Below are 13,608 nucleotides of genomic sequence, written 5' to 3'. Positions count from 1 at the left end.
CGGTCCGTGGGGCGGCGGGCCGCCGCCCCACGGTCCCGTCAGATCTCGCGTACCTCGAAGGTGTCCAGGACGAACTCCGCTTTCCCGTCGTCGGCCATCTTGCGCAGCCCCACCCATGCCTCGCCGTCGGCCGGTGCGGTGAACTCATAGGTGTGGGCGGCCGGTTCGGTGGCGACGGGCAGCGGGGTGCGGGTCAGTTCGCGGGGTGCGGGCGCGTCGACGGCGGTGACCCAGGCGTACTGGCCGGCCTTCTCGTTCTCGTAGCGGAAGGTGATCCGGTAGCGGCGGCCGGGGAGGAAGCGGACGGTGTGCGGGACCGTCCGGTAGACGAGCCCGGTGTTCTCGCCGCGCGACTTGAGCGACTGGCCGCCGTCGATGACATCGTCGACGGCCTTGCCGTTCCAGCCGCGCCGGGTGAACGGGGCGTGCCGCTGGGCGATATGGGTGCGGGGGTCGGTGACGCCGCCCGCGTCGCCCTTGACGAAGACGCCCCAGCCCTGGGGCACATGCTCGAAGTCCTCGTAGGCCAGGGCGCCCTTCCTGGTGGTGGGCCGGGCGGGTACGACGCGGAGGCTGTCGAATCTGACCCGGGCCCGGCCCGCCGCCGCGGTGAGGGCGAGGGTGACCGGGCCGCCGCCCTCGGGGACGGTGAAGTGGGTGAAGAGGCGCTGGAAGCGGGTGCCGGACTTCCGGTCGGCGGCGACGTAGTTGCCGGCGGTGGAGGTGTCGGTCCAGTTGGCGGCACCGACGCCGTCGGCGGTACGGATCTCCAGGGCGGCCCGCCGCCGCTCGCCCGCCGTGACGCCGACCTCGACCTGTACCGAGGCGGCGTAGCTGCCGGGGGCGAGCCGGGCGAGTGACTGGGCGACGGTGGCGGCCGCGCCCGCCTCGATGACCAGCTCGTAGTCGCCCAGCTTGCTGAGCTGGACGGAGGCCGGGCCGGTGACCTGCCGGCCGGCCAGGTTCCCGGAGTGGAAGCCGGGGTCGGTCAGGGGCGTGCCCTCGCCCCAGGCGGGGTCCCTCCGGGCCGGGGCCCTGCCGCGGTGGACGACGTAGGCGACGCCGGGCCGGGCGGTGAGGGTGATCCTGCCGCCGCTGACGGGGACCCGGGTTTCCTGGGTACGGCCCTGGTCGGTGAGCCGGTAGGCGTAAACGGCCGCGGTGCCCGACCAGCCGCGGGGCAGGGTCCAGGTGGTCGTGCCGCCGTGCGGGTTGTAGTGGTAGAGCCGGTGCGGGTCGGTGGCCCGGCGGGGTTCCCAGGGGAGCAGATAGGTGCCGTCGTCGTAGACGAGGCGGCCGTCGGTGGTGATCTTGCGGGTGCCGTCGGCGTCGCTGACGGAGGTCTTGGTGGGGCCCTCGAAGGTGATCTCGTGTGCGCCCCAGGTCCTGATCGGGTACGCCTGGAGGTACTTGGCGGGCAGGGCGTCGGTCCAGATGATCGTGTGGAACGCGTTCCAGTCGGTCTTGCCCACCCAGCCCTCGAAGTTGCCCATCCGGCCGTTGCCGAGCAGGGTGGGCCACTTGTCGGCGAAGACGTCCTTGTGGTGGTTGCGCAGGAAGCGGATCAGCCGGGAGTTGATGCCGCGGGAGGTGTCGGGGCCGTAGTCGGTCTCGTTCGCCCAGTGCGACCAGAGGGCGGAGCGCTCCAGGCCGTGCCCCCATTCGGTGGCGATCTGCCAGCCCTGGTCGCGCAGATGGCGCTGCAGCCGGTCGGAGTTCCAGCCGGACTCGCGGAAGACGTCGAGGTAGAGGGTGTTCAGAGCGGGGTCGGTCTCCTTGCGCAGCTGTGCGAAGCGCCGGGCGATATCGCCGGAGACCAGATCGCGGCGGGCGTCGATGCGGTAGGACTGGTCGAGCCAGTCCCACTGCTCGTCGTCCTTGTCGACGAGCGTTTCGGAGAAGGCGTGGGCGACGGGGTAGGACTCGGTGGCGTTGACGTGCACCGCGAAGTCGCTGTTCCACTTCTTTCCGGCGCGGAGCAGGGTGTTGAGGTCGTCGAGTCCGCCGGCCCGCGAGTTGTAGTTGCCGCCGTAGTCGGGGTGTGCGGAGTCGTGGCCTTCTGACTGGTAGCCCTTGAGGAGGGTGAACTGCCGCAGCCCGTCGGTGGCCAGGGAGATCCGCTTGACGTGGTCGAGGGTGGCGAGGAACGGGTTGGTGGCCTGGCTGGCGAAGTTGAACGGGATGTGCGGGACGACCCGCAGATGCTGTTCGTCGGCGCCCAGCGGCACGACCATGATGTCGCGCAGCGCGAGGGCGCCGTCCTGCCAGTCGGTCTTGCCGTCGCCGTTGCGGTCGCGGGTGACGATGACGGTCGCGTACGGCAGCGGGTCGGTGGCGAGGGGGGACGGCTGCCCGGCCGCCCGGTGTGTCCACTGGCCGCAGGACAGCTGCGCCTTGACGAACCCGTCGCCCTTGACGGTCTGCCGCCAGAACCGGCCGTTCTCCCAGGTGGTGGCTCCGGCGGGCTTGTCGTAGGAGGTGTTGGTCTCGACGGCGGCGGCCAGCTCGTCGGTGGCAACGACGGCGTAGGCGCATCCGGTGGGTGCGGCGTCGGCGGGGGTGGTGCCGGTGACCTGCACCAGGGTGTCGCCGCTCTTGGCCTTGTCCAGTTCGATCCGGGCGGCCAGCAGAGCGGCGCCGGGCTGGTCGCTGCGGACGCTCAGCAGGGCGAGGCCGGGGATCTCCAGGGTGCCGATGCGCAGTGCCGGGGTGTCGGTGATGCCGGTGACCCGCCAGGTCGTCTGCCGGCCCCGGACCGCGACCTCGACGGTGATCCTGGTGCCGCCGTCGAAGCCGAGGGTGTAGGTGGCGCGGTCGGCGCGGGTGCGGTGGGTGACGTGGGGGGTGCGGGCGGTGCCGTCGATGAGGACCTGGGTGACCGGGGTGTCCTGGCCGTGCAGGACGGCGCCGGTGCCGCGGTCGGTGTAGGAGACGATGCGGGGGAAGGCGGTGTCGACCCGGACCTCCAGCGCGTCGGAGCGGAGTACCGCCTCGCCGGCGCGGGGTGCGGCGGCGGCGGGGGGCGCGCCGAGCGGGAGGGCGCCGGTGACCCCGGCGAGCGCGGTGGCGGCGACGACCGTTCTGCGGCTGGGCCCGCGCGGGGCGCCTGTCTGTTCGTTCACGCGCGCTGTCCTCCTTCGTGCCTGCACTGCCTGTCGGCGGACAGCGTGCTGCGCATGCGGGGTGTGCGCCTATGGACAAAGGAGGGACAGGTGTTGGACAGATGTGGGGCGCCCGCGGGTGGCGGCGGGAAGCCGGTCCGGCCGGGTGGCCTCAGACCGTCGCCCCGCCGTCGAGGGGCAGTACGGCGGTGAGTTCCCAGCCGCCCTCCGCCGCGGGGCCCGCGCTGAGCCGTCCGCCCATCGCCTCGGCCCGTTCGGTGAGGCCGGCCAGGCCGAAGCCGCCGCCGCGGGCCTGTTCGCACAGGCGCGCCGGGCTGCCGCCGTCGTTGGCGATACGCAGTTCCGCCCCGACGGATACCGGCCGCAGGCCGATCCGTACCGCCGTGGCGTCCGCCGCGTGCTTGCGGACGTTGGTCAGCGCCTCGCGCACGATGCGGTAGACCGCCGCGGCCACATCGTCCGGCAGCGCCTGTGCCAGGCCTTTGTCGAGGGAGAGGACGACCGGCGGGCCGGTGCGGGCGAATGCCTCGGTCAGCGCGCAGACCTCGGCGAGCCCGGCGACCGGGTGGGGGTGCACCCCGTCCTCGCGCAGCACCCGCACCAGCCGGCGCATCGCGCCCAGCGCCTCGCTGCCGGAGGCCTCGATCCGTTCGAGGGTGGCGCCGGCCTGACGGCCTTCGGGGGCGGTGAAGCGGGCGGCGCGGGCCTGGACGACGATGCCGGTGACGTGGTGGGCGACCAGGTCGTGCAACTCCCGTGCCAGTTCCAGCCGCTCGGCGGCCCGGACGGCCGCGAGATCGCGCAGCCGCCGGGCGTCCTGCCGGCGCAGGATCGTCGAATAGGCGGCGACGACCACGGTGAGCACGACGAAGACGACGGTGAAGAGGCCCGGCCGGGTGTCCCGTACCGGGGCGAGGACGCAGGCCAGGCCCAGCATCGGGCCGAGGACGGCGGCGGTGCGGCCGGGCGCGCGGCGGATCACGGCGGTGAGCAGGACGAGCAGGGCGATGCCCTCGCCCAGGCCCCACACCTCCCGCGCGTGCTGCCCGGCGATCAGCACCGCCGACGCGGAGAGGGAGACCACGGCCGCGGTCCGGGCCCGGGCGGTCAGCGGGATCCGGGCGGCGGGCACCGCGCACAGACAGACCACGATGCCGGAGGCCACCACGATCAGGTGCGCGTGGGTGGGCCGGCGGGCGAGCGCCAGGGCCTCGATGCCGACGAGGAGCAGCAGTGCCACCGCCAGGCCGGCCCGGGTGGCAACGGCTTTCCGCGGATGGGTCCTCGCCCACTCCGCCGGGCTCCGGCGCGCGGCCCGCCGGGCGCGCCCCGGTCCGCCGCCCGGGACGCGACGCCTTCCGGTGCCCGCACCGTGCTCGCTCACGAGCTGCCGGAGCCCAGACCGCTCTCCCAGGCCCAGAAGGCGACCTCGACCCGGTTGCGGGCGTCCAGCTTGGTCTGCACGTTCGCCAGATGGGACTTGACCGTGGACAGCGACAGATACAGGGCGCCGGCGATCTCGGCGTTGGTCCGGCCGCCGGCCAGCGCGCACACGACGTCCCGTTCGCGGTCGGTGAGCGGCTCGGAGGGGGTGCGGGCCGCCCGGCTCGGGCCGCCGGCCGGGGCCGGCTCGCGCAGCAGCCGGGCGGTGATCGCGGGCGAGAGCAGCAAGTGGCCGACGGCGGCGGCCCGTACGGCCTCCACGAGCAGCGCAGGGCTGGCGTCCTTGAGGAGGAAGCCGGAGGCACCGCCGTGCAGCGCGGCGTGCACATATTCGTCCAGGTCGAAGGTGGTGACGATGACGATCCGGGGGGTGTGCCGGTACCCGGGGTGGCCGGCCGCGCGCCCGGTCAGCCGGCGGGTGACCTCCAGACCGTCGGTCCTGGGCATCCGGATGTCCAGCAGCAGCACGTCGGGGCGCAGCCGTTCGACGGCCGCGAGGGCGGCCTCGCCGTCGGTGACATCGGCGACGACGTCGATGTCGTCCTGGCTCTCCAGGACCATCCGGAAGCCCATGCGGACCACTTCCTGATCGTCCGCGATCACCACACTGATCGGCATGTCGTTCCTCCTCGGCGCCATCGGGGTCGCGGGCCCGTATCCGTCCCTGCGGCCGGCCGGCCGTGCGCGCGGGCCGCGGCCGGGGGCGGTCCGGTGGACCGGCGCCGGGTCCCCGGTCAGCTCCGGACCGCGTTCGGGGGCTCGTCGGCCGGCAACTCGACGGGCTCGTGCGGGCCGCCGAGCAGCACATAGGCGAGGGTCGCGGCGGAAGCGGTGAGGAGCAGTGCGGCGACGACCGTCGCACGGTGGTCGCGGTCGCGCGCCGGGCGCCGGGGGCGGGTCTCGGTGGTCATGCCGTTCACGTTAGGGAGCCGTGCCGCGGCAGCCCATAGGCCGTCCGGTCATCCGTGACGGCACAAGGCCCGTCCACAAGCACGAACTTGGTCCCGCGGCGGGCGGACCAACGGCCGTGGGGCGAAGGGACCAACGGCCGGGACCAAGGTCCGGGACTCCGGACCCGGCGAAGGGCCCGGGGAGCGGCTCCCCGGGCCCTTCGTGTGCGTGGTGCGGTCAGCCGCCCAGTTCGCCCGCGGCCTTCTTGATGTTCGCGGCGAAGGTGCTCACCTCGCTGTAGACACCGGGCTTGCCGGGCCGTGCGCAGCCCTCGCCCCAGGAGACGATGCCGACCTGGAGCCACTGCCCGCCGTCGTCCTTGCGGAACATCGGGCCGCCGGAGTCACCCTGGCAGGTGTCGACGCCACCGGTGTCCAGCTTGCCCGCGCAGATCTCGTCGCCGGGCGTCAACTGGTCGCCGTAGGCCTTCTGGCAGGCGGCGTCGTCGACGAAGGGCACGGTGGCCTTGAGGAGGTAGCGCTGCTGGCTGCCGCCTTCCTTGTCGGCGCCCCAGCCGGCGATGGTGAAGTCGCCGTTGTTGAGCTTGTCGTCCTCGGCGATCTTCAGCGTGGGCTGGTCAATCGGCTTGGCGAGCTTGATGAGCGCCCAGTCCTTGCCCTTGCCGTTGTAGCCGGGTGCCTGCAGGACCTGTGTGGAGTTCACCTTGACGGCGTGGGAGTCCTCGAGGTCGGCCACGCCCGCGGTGGCCGTGATGGAGGTGTTCGCTCCGCTGCCGTCGACGCAGTGCGCCGCGGTGAGCACGATGTCCTTGGCGTACAGGGCGCCGCCACAGCCCATCGACAGCCGGACCATGAAGGGGAATTCACCCTGGTCGGCCTTGGTGCCGCCGACGACCTTGGTGTGGACGGAGCCGGACGGGCCCGGCGAGGGGACGGCCGAGGCCGATCCGGGCTGGAGGCTGAAGGCGGCCAGGGCGACCGCGCCGAGGGCAGTGGTTCTCTTGAGGTACTTCCGGTAGCTGCGCAACGGGCTTCCTTTCGTGGGGGGTTGCCGTCGCTGACGAGCCCATGCCAACACCGGAGCCGGACGTGGCCGCCGCAGAAGGTGCGTGGAGGACGGCAGCACGCCGCAAGGCGTCCGGACCCAGTGGGGGATGAGTCCGTAAAGCGCCCTGTGATTATGTGGAGTGGCCGATCAGGGTGACAAGAGTGCGCATCCGGCCAACTCGCCTGCCACACAGGCCCCGTACGGCCCATACCGGACCTTCCCGGCCCCCCGTACAGTGGCCGGGTGACCACGGGCGGCAGTGAGATCGAGCACGGATACCCTCATCTCGACACGGTGCGCGCGGCCGTCCATGCGCTGTTCAAACGCCTGTCGTACGACACGGTGAACACTTTCGCCACCAGCGTGCTGCCGGTCGATGTGGCCTTCGACAAGACCGAGGATCTGCACCTGGGGGCACAGCGGGTCGCCCGCGCCATGGTCCGCCGGCTGCATCTGCCGGACGCACGGACGGTCATCACCTTCCGCGAGATGGAACACGCCGCCGCCGTCGAACTCACCGCGGGCCCCGAGTACTTCATCGAGCTCAACGACCGCTTCAAGAAGCACCGCAAGGACATCGGCGCCGCGCTGGCCCATGAGGTGATGCATCTGTACCTGCACCGTCTGGACCTGTCGTTCCCCGGCACCCGCGACAACGAGATCCTCACCGACACCGCCGCCGCCTACCTCGGCGCGGGCTGGCTGCTGCTGGACGCCTACCGTGAGCACGGCCCGTTCTCGCAGAAACTCGGCTATCTGACGCCGGAGGAGTTCGGCTACGTCCTCGCCAAGCGGGCCGAGTTCTTCGGCGAGGACCCGTCACCGTGGTTCACCAGCCCGCAGGGGTACGACGCGTACACCGCGGGCGCGGCGCGGGCCCGGCAGGACGCGCGCCGGCCACCGCTCGCCGCCGCCGGCTGGGCCGCCCGGCTGCGCTACGCCAAGGACCGCCGGGCGGCGCAGGACCCACGGCGGGCCGGTCACCCGCCCACCGCCGGCGACTACGCCTTCGAGGGCCCGCCGCCCCTGCGGGTGTCCTTCCCCTGCCCCGCCTGCCACCAGCGGATCCGCGTCCCGGTCCGCGGCCGGCTCCAAGCCCGCTGCGGGCTGTGCAAGACGCTGCTGGACTGCGATACGTGACGGCGGGCAGCGCCGTTCGGGACCGGCCGCCGTTCGGTGGGCCGGTCCCTAGACCCACCCCTCCAGACCCGCCATGAAGCCGTCGAAGTCGTCGCGGTGGATGGTGTGTCCGACGCCGGGCACCGTACGGACCTCGAAGCCGCGGCCGGTCAGCTCGTCCGCCGCCCGCTCGGAGAAGAGGAACCCCTCCCCCGCGAACTGCACCAGCGAGGGGACGACCGGCTTCTCGGGCACGTGGTCCTGCCGGTGCACGGCGGACAGCGCGAGGGCGGTAGCGGTGTCCCACTCCGCGACCGTGGCCAGCTCGATGTCGAGGTCGGCCTCGTTCCAGCGCGGATTGAAGGTGCGCAGCATCGCCCGGTCCGCCCGCTTGAACGTGACGAACAGGGCCGGGTCGACGGGCTCCTGGAACTGGGGGAACGACCACGCCGGATCGCTGTAGACCGCCCGCCGCGGCTGCAGCCGCTCCACCGCCAGGGACAGCGCCAGGCCGCCCAGTGAATGCCCGATGACGACCTCGGGAGAGGCGGGCAGGGTCTCCACGAGGTCCTCGGCGAACAGTTCGGTGTCGTAGTCGCCGCGCGGGCTGCGGCCGTGGCCGCGCAGATCGACGGCGAGGACGCGATAGCCCCGGTCGGCGAGCGCCGGACCGACGCGGTGCCAGGTGCGGTGATCGGACATCAGCCCGTGGACCAGCACCGCGGTGCGTTCACCGGAGCCCCATTCGTGGGTGTGCAGCTGCATGCCCGTGCCTCTCCTCGGTTCCCGCGCTCGCCGCCTGCCGATGTTCTCCGGTCCGGTTGCCCCCGGGCCGGGCCGCACCCGCGCGAGATTACACGTGTAAGTAGCGTGGAGGGATGCGCCCCGCCCCGGCCCGCCGTACCAAATCCCTGTGCGAGGATGCCCAGCAGCATGACTGACCGAGCCGGCCCTCGGGCCACCTCAACTCCCCCGACCAGTGCGGCTGTTGCCCGCCGCGCCGGGGTGTCGCGCGCCACGGTCTCCTACGTACTGAACGGGCAGACCGCCGGGCGGGTCGGCGAGCGCACCCAGGCCAGGGTGCGGGCGGCCGCCGAGGAGCTGGGGTATGTGCCGCACGCCGCCGCCCGCAGTCTGCGGTCCGGCCGGGGCAGCCTCGTGGTGCTGGCCGCCCCCGCCGACACGGCCCCGGTCTTCGGCCCCCTCTTCACCCGCTTCCTGGCCGGCTTCCAGACCGCGCTGGACCGCCTCGGCTACACCGGCGTGCTGCACGGCGCACCCGCCGGCTCCCCCTTGGCGGCCGCCCGCGCCTGGGCCGAACTGCGCCCCGCCGCCGTGCTGACCCTGCACGGCCCGCCGTTGGACGCGCCCGCCGTCGAGCTGCTGCACCGGTCCGGCACCGCCGCGGTCCTCACCCACGGCCCGTCGCCACCCCCCGGCGCCCACGCCCTCCTCCTCGACCAGCGCGAGGCCGGACTCCGTGCCGGTGAGCACCTCCTGGCCCGCGGCCGCCGCCGGATCGGTGTGGTGCGGCCGGCCGAACCGGGCCTGGCGGACCGGTCGGAGCCCCGCCTGGCGGGCGTACGGGCCGCGGTCGCCGGGCACCCCGGCGCCGAGGTGCGCCCGCTCGGCCTCGCCCGCACCGAGGAGTCCGCGGCGGCGCTGGCGGCGGCGTGGCCGGAGCTGGGCCTGGACGCGGTGTTCGCCTACGACGACGAGTACGCGATGCTGCTGATGCGCGCCCTCCAGGACGCCGGCCACCTCATCGGCGCCGACGGCCCGGACCGCCTCGCGGTGGTCGGCGCCGACGATCTGCTGCTGGCCCGGCTGCTGCGGCCCCGGCTGACCAGCGTCCGCGCCGAGATGACGCCCCCGGAGCAGATCGCCGGTCTGGTCGCCGCCCTGATCCGCGACCCCGCCACCGCGCCCACCACCCACCGGCTGGGCACCTTCCACGTCGAGGCACGCGACTCGGGCTGACGGCCGGGGCCCGTCACGCGGCACCTCGCGGACCGTCATGTGCCTCGGGTGCCTGGGCGCGCACCTCTCCCCGTACGGGTCACCGCATCGTCCGGCCCCGGGCGGTCCGCGCCCTCACAGCCAGTCCTTCTCCGGCGTGGCCGCGGCCAGGACGTCCCGTGCGCCGGCGCGCAGGGGTACGCCGTGCGGTACGCACACCGTGTCCACGTCGTCGAGCGCGGCGAGCCGCCGGAAGGACGCGACGGCTTCCTCCCGTGCGACGTTGAACGGGCCGAGGACCGCTCGGCCGCCGTCGGGGCTGGTGGCGATGATGTCGCCGGGGAAGAGCAGCCGGCTCGCGGGCAGGTGCAGTGCGATGCCGCCGGGTGTGTGGCCGGGGACGTGCAGCACCCGCACCGTCTCCCGCCAGCCGTCGAGGGTGTCTCCGTCGTGCAGGGCGACATCGACCTCGGCGTGGCGCAGCGGCGGTGTCCCGGCAGCCGCCAGGTCCGCCATGACCCGTTCGTGCAGGGACCGTTCCATGGGGGTCGGCACCGGCGTGGGTTCGGGGGCGGTGCCACGGATGTACGGGGCGTCCAGTGCGCCGGCCAGGACGCGGGCGCCGGTGGCGGCAGCCAGGTCGGCGGCGGAGCCCATGTGGTCCAGGTGGAAGTGGGTGAGCACGATCTGCCGCAGCTGTTCCGGCCGGCCGCCGAGCCGGGCGAGGGCGTCAAGGATGGCGGGGGCCGAGCCGGGGATGCCGGTGTCGACCACCGCGTAGCCGTCGTCGGGGAGGGCGACGACATACACATGCCCGACGGGGAAGGGCAGGTGCCAGACGGTGGGGGTGATCTCGGTCAGTGCGTCCATGACCCGGACGCTAGCGGGCGGACGGTCCGCCGCCGCCGCTGTTTCGCCGTGGGCGGACCGGGCGAAGGGCCCTCTCCCCCGGCCCCGACGGCATCGACGGAATGCGGCCGGAACCTGTCTTGCGCCTGGCGCGTCCCATCCGTGACACAAGGAGGCAATGTCATGCGAGGATCCCACCTCTCCCGCACCCGTACCCTCACCACCGTGCTCGCGCTGGCGGCGGCCGGTGCCGTCGCGCTGTCCGGCTGTGGCCAGAATCAGCAGAAGGTGACCCCCGCGTCGCCGCCGAAGAAGCAGGATGCGTTCGACCGGCGGGCGGACCAGATAGTGCAGGACTGGCCGAAGGTCTCCCCGGTGCACGGCCGGCAGCAGGCGCTGCTGCCGCTGGTCGCCGCGGAGCGCCCCAAGAACACGGGGGTACGGGAGATCACCGTCACCGTCGGGCACAGCGCCTGCGACGTCCGCTTCGGTGCGCGCAGTCATGAGTCGAAGGACCTCGTGGTGATCACCGGCTGGGGCAAGCGGAAGAGCGCCAAGGGGATGTGCACCGAGCAACTGGCCACCGACAAGGTGACGGTGCACCTCAAGAGCGCGCTGGACGGCCGCAAGGTCGTGGACGCGGCGACCGGCAAGCAGCTCCTCAAGGGCTGACCGGCGCGCGCGGCAGGACAGCGCGTCCGCTGCGCGGTGCGCGTTTCGAGCGCACTCCAACACCTAGGCTCGTCCGTATGAGCCCTTCCACCGCCAGCAACACCCGTGTCGAGCTGCCCGAACTGCTGGAGTTCGTCCGCCCCCGTCATCGCGCGATCCTGCTCACCCGCCGCAGCGACGGCACCCCGCAGGGCTCGCCGCTGACCTGCGGGGTGGACGACTCCGGGCGGCTGGTCATGTCGACGTATCCGGAGCGCGCCAAGGTCCGTAACGCCCGCCGGGTCTCGTCGGTCAGCGTCATCGTGCTGTCCGACGAATGGAACGGGCCGTGGGTGCAGATCGATGGCGAGGCCGAGGTCGTCGACGCCCCGGATTCGATCGAGCCGCTCGTCGAGTACTACCGCAACATCGCCGGGGAGCACCCGGACTGGGACGAGTACCGGGAGGCGATGCGCAAGCAGGGCAAGTCGCTGATCCGGGTGACGCCGCTGCGCTGGGGGCCGGTCGCGACCGGCGGTTTCCCGGCCCGGCTCACGGAGGACGGCGACGCCTGACCCGCGCCCGTCGCGGTCCGGTGCGCCGGCCGGGCGGGCGTCAACGGGTGGTGCGGGTACCGCCGTTGACGTTCAGCACCTGGCCGGTCAGGTGCCGGGCCGCCGGTGACGCCAGGAAGGCCACGGTCCCGGCGATGTGGCCCGGGACCCCGGGCGACCCACCGCCGAGGCCGCCACCAGGCGGTCGCGGCGCTCGTCGGTGAGCCGGTCGCGGAAGAAGTCGGTGCCGGCGACACAGCCGGGCGCGACGAGGATGACGTCGTCGCCGGCGTCCGAGAAGTGGTGGACGACGGCGCGCCCGATGCCGGTGCCGCCGCCGGTGACCAGGATGGTGCGACGGACTCACCCCCGAGCAGCAGGAACAGCTCGCCGCTCTGCTGCGGATCCTGCTCCAGGACACCCGGCGCAAGCTCGGCGACGACCGGATCGGCCAGGTCGGCGAGGACTGAGAACCCGGCCGGTCAGGTGCGGGGCGGAGCGAGGGCGAGGGAGGGGAACAGCGCCTCGTCGGACAGCCCGAGCTGCGCACGGAAGGCCGTACGGCCCGTCGCGGTGACGGTGAGGATGCGGGTGGCGACGGCCTTGACGATCCAGCCCTGCTCCAGGGCGTGCCGGTAGAGGGCGGCGCCGACCGCGCCGGAGAGATGCCGGCGGCGCACCGTCCAGTCGAGGCAGGTGCGGACATGGGCCCGGTGGACGGCCGAAGGACCGGCGTCGGGGATGCCGAGGGCGGTCAGCCAGCCGGCGCCGGCGCCGGTCAGCACCGGGCCGTAGTCCCGCCCCAGCAGGCCGCGTTCGATCATCGCCTCGACGATGGCGACGCCGAGCGCACCGGCGATGTGGTCGTAGCACGTCCGGGCGTGGTGCAGGGCCCTGCGGTGGTTGGCCTCGGCCAGGGAGCGGATCGGGACCTGGCGGTAGGGGGCCAGGGCGGCGAGGTTCTCCAGGGTTTCCGCGGCCTCCGTTCCGGCCAGGCGTACGTAGCGCCGCCGCCCCCGGCGCTCCTCGGCGAGCAGGCCGCCGGAGACCAGGAGGTTGAGGTGCTCGGTGGTGGTGGAAGGTGCGACCGCGGCGTACTCGGCCAGTTCGCCGGCGGTCCAGGAGCCGCCGTCGAGCAGGGCCATGCAGATGGCGGCACGGGTGCGGTCCGCGAGCAGCGCCGCCAGGGCGGCCAGATCGGGGGTTTCCGCGACGCTTTCCAGATCGGCGTCCCATCGTTTCATGTACACAGAGTAACCTCTGATAACATTTCGGTGAGCACCGAATCATCCGGCTTCTATCCTCGGGACCATGAAGGTCGCGCTGGAGAAGAGCAGTTCGGTCGTCCCGGCGCTGCTGTCCACGGAGAATGACGACGGGACATTCGTGCTGGTCGAGCTGCGCATCCGATGGGAGCTCGGACCGGTCGTCAGCGTCTGGCTGCCGGCCCGCGGGCGGACCGCGCAGAATCTCGCGGTGCGCCCGGACGTGGTCTTCCATCTGCCGCCGGACGGGACGGGAGCCGAGGAGGGGTCGAGCGTCATGCCCCGCGCCACGGACCCGCCGTGGACGGAGCCGTCCGAACTGGTGCGGCCGCCCCGACTGGTGCACTGTCCGGTGCAGTTGGAGGCGCGCCGGGTCGGGGAGCGGACGGTCACCGACGGGGCGTGGACGCAGATCGAGGCGCAGGTGCTGCGGGTGCATGCCGACCCGCGGTGGGTGCTGCCGCTGGGCGGCCGGCGGATCGACCTGGAGTCCTGGCATCCGCCGGTGCACGATTTCCGGCCGTCGGGCACTCCCCCGCCACCGGCCGTGCCGGCGCCCGCGCGGGAGATGGCACGGCAGTTGGGGCGGCGCTTCCCCGCCGGCCGCGGCGGCTCGTAGGGCGCCTGCCGCGGCGCAGCGGGCCCGGTGGCAAAAATCCGCGGCGCCTGCCCTCCGGTCGGGGGGAG

General features: G+C 73.4%; 13 protein-coding genes and 1 pseudogene. 5 read left to right on the top strand and 9 right to left on the bottom strand.

Annotated features, from left to right (window positions below; translation table 11 throughout):
- Positions 1–38 precede the first annotated feature (38 nt).
- The 5 genes from ACWGI6_RS28130 to ACWGI6_RS28110 form a co-directional block, all read right to left on the bottom strand.
- Positions 39–3,122 carry an endo-alpha-N-acetylgalactosaminidase family protein gene (locus ACWGI6_RS28130; RefSeq protein ID WP_453270104.1) on the bottom strand — a complete coding sequence of 1,028 codons (3,084 nt, stop codon included), beginning with the start codon at positions 3,120–3,122 and terminating at the stop codon, positions 39–41.
- 151 nt (positions 3,123–3,273) lie between these two features.
- Complete coding sequence (locus ACWGI6_RS28125) at positions 3,274–4,506, bottom strand: sensor histidine kinase (protein WP_453270103.1); 1,233 nt, start codon at positions 4,504–4,506, stop codon at positions 3,274–3,276.
- A complete protein-coding gene (locus ACWGI6_RS28120) occupies positions 4,503–5,183 on the bottom strand; it encodes a response regulator (RefSeq protein ID WP_453270102.1) in 681 nt (226 codons plus the stop codon). Before ACWGI6_RS28120 ends, ACWGI6_RS28125 begins: the two co-directional genes overlap by 4 nt.
- Before the next feature lie 116 nt (positions 5,184–5,299).
- Positions 5,300–5,476 carry a hypothetical protein gene (locus tag ACWGI6_RS28115; protein WP_453270101.1) on the bottom strand — a complete coding sequence of 59 codons (177 nt, stop codon included), beginning with the start codon at positions 5,474–5,476 and terminating at the stop codon, positions 5,300–5,302.
- Positions 5,477–5,693: 217 nt separating this feature from the next.
- Positions 5,694–6,503, bottom strand: a complete 810-nt coding sequence (locus ACWGI6_RS28110) for a S1 family peptidase (protein WP_453270100.1) — start codon at positions 6,501–6,503, stop codon at positions 5,694–5,696.
- Between the two features lie 264 nt (positions 6,504–6,767).
- On the opposite strand from ACWGI6_RS28110, the gene ACWGI6_RS28105 reads away from it, so the two are divergent.
- Positions 6,768–7,664 (top strand): hypothetical protein, encoded by an 897-nt coding sequence (locus tag ACWGI6_RS28105; RefSeq protein ID WP_453270099.1) that lies wholly within the window; start codon positions 6,768–6,770, stop codon positions 7,662–7,664.
- Positions 7,665–7,712: 48 nt separating this feature from the next.
- On the opposite strand, the gene ACWGI6_RS28100 is transcribed toward ACWGI6_RS28105, so the two are convergent.
- Positions 7,713–8,408 (bottom strand): alpha/beta fold hydrolase, encoded by a 696-nt coding sequence (locus tag ACWGI6_RS28100; protein WP_453270098.1) that lies wholly within the window; start codon positions 8,406–8,408, stop codon positions 7,713–7,715.
- Positions 8,409–8,576: 168 nt separating this feature from the next.
- On the opposite strand from ACWGI6_RS28100, the gene ACWGI6_RS28095 reads away from it, so the two are divergent.
- Positions 8,577–9,623: a LacI family DNA-binding transcriptional regulator gene (locus ACWGI6_RS28095; RefSeq protein ID WP_453270097.1), complete on the top strand. Its 1,047-nt coding sequence runs from the start codon at positions 8,577–8,579 to the stop codon at positions 9,621–9,623.
- A 114-nt stretch (positions 9,624–9,737) separates the two neighbouring features.
- Here the strand turns inward: ACWGI6_RS28095 and ACWGI6_RS28090 are convergent, their stop codons facing one another.
- Positions 9,738–10,472 (bottom strand): MBL fold metallo-hydrolase, encoded by a 735-nt coding sequence (locus tag ACWGI6_RS28090; protein WP_453270096.1) that lies wholly within the window; start codon positions 10,470–10,472, stop codon positions 9,738–9,740.
- Positions 10,473–10,634: 162 nt separating this feature from the next.
- On the opposite strand from ACWGI6_RS28090, the gene ACWGI6_RS28085 reads away from it, so the two are divergent.
- Complete coding sequence (locus ACWGI6_RS28085; protein ID WP_453270095.1) at positions 10,635–11,123, top strand: hypothetical protein; 489 nt, start codon at positions 10,635–10,637, stop codon at positions 11,121–11,123.
- A gap of 77 nt (positions 11,124–11,200) precedes the next feature.
- Entirely contained in the window at positions 11,201–11,677 is a 477-nt protein-coding gene (locus tag ACWGI6_RS28080; RefSeq protein WP_453270094.1) for a PPOX class F420-dependent oxidoreductase, read from the top strand.
- Positions 11,678–11,717: 40 nt separating this feature from the next.
- Here the strand turns inward: ACWGI6_RS28080 and ACWGI6_RS28075 are convergent.
- Both ACWGI6_RS28075 and ACWGI6_RS28070 read right to left on the bottom strand, forming a co-directional pair.
- A pseudogene (locus tag ACWGI6_RS28075) lies at positions 11,718–11,929 on the bottom strand (SDR family oxidoreductase); the annotation flags it as partial.
- A gap of 209 nt (positions 11,930–12,138) precedes the next feature.
- On the bottom strand, positions 12,139–12,900 hold the full coding sequence (locus tag ACWGI6_RS28070) for a winged helix-turn-helix domain-containing protein (RefSeq protein ID WP_393909633.1): 762 nt from the start codon (positions 12,898–12,900) through the stop codon (positions 12,139–12,141).
- A 67-nt stretch (positions 12,901–12,967) separates the two neighbouring features.
- On the opposite strand from ACWGI6_RS28070, the gene ACWGI6_RS28065 reads away from it, so the two are divergent.
- Complete coding sequence (locus tag ACWGI6_RS28065; RefSeq protein ID WP_453270093.1) at positions 12,968–13,540, top strand: hypothetical protein; 573 nt, start codon at positions 12,968–12,970, stop codon at positions 13,538–13,540.
- Positions 13,541–13,608: the final 68 nt, after the last annotated feature.

The sequence above is a fragment of the Streptomyces sp. NPDC054786 genome (assembly GCF_053611685.1).
Note: the sequence above shows the minus strand (reverse complement) of the source record. Positions and strands in the feature narration are given on the sequence as shown.

Excerpts from the sequence above, each read along its gene's own strand:
- ACWGI6_RS28120 (WP_453270102.1), bottom strand. The coding sequence starts at position 5,183 with ATGCCGATCAGTGTGGTGATCGCGGACGATCAGGAAGTGGTCCGCATG.
- ACWGI6_RS28115 (WP_453270101.1), bottom strand. The coding sequence starts at position 5,476 with ATGACCACCGAGACCCGCCCCCGGCGCCCGGCGCGCGACCGCGACCAC.
- ACWGI6_RS28100 (WP_453270098.1), bottom strand. The coding sequence starts at position 8,408 with ATGCAGCTGCACACCCACGAATGGGGCTCCGGTGAACGCACCGCGGTG.
- ACWGI6_RS28095 (WP_453270097.1), top strand. The coding sequence starts at position 8,577 with ATGACTGACCGAGCCGGCCCTCGGGCCACCTCAACTCCCCCGACCAGT.
- ACWGI6_RS28090 (WP_453270096.1), bottom strand. The coding sequence starts at position 10,472 with ATGGACGCACTGACCGAGATCACCCCCACCGTCTGGCACCTGCCCTTC.
- ACWGI6_RS28085 (WP_453270095.1), top strand. The coding sequence starts at position 10,635 with ATGCGAGGATCCCACCTCTCCCGCACCCGTACCCTCACCACCGTGCTC.
- ACWGI6_RS28080 (WP_453270094.1), top strand. The coding sequence starts at position 11,201 with ATGAGCCCTTCCACCGCCAGCAACACCCGTGTCGAGCTGCCCGAACTG.
- ACWGI6_RS28070 (WP_393909633.1), bottom strand. The coding sequence starts at position 12,900 with ATGAAACGATGGGACGCCGATCTGGAAAGCGTCGCGGAAACCCCCGAT.
- ACWGI6_RS28065 (WP_453270093.1), top strand. The coding sequence starts at position 12,968 with ATGAAGGTCGCGCTGGAGAAGAGCAGTTCGGTCGTCCCGGCGCTGCTG.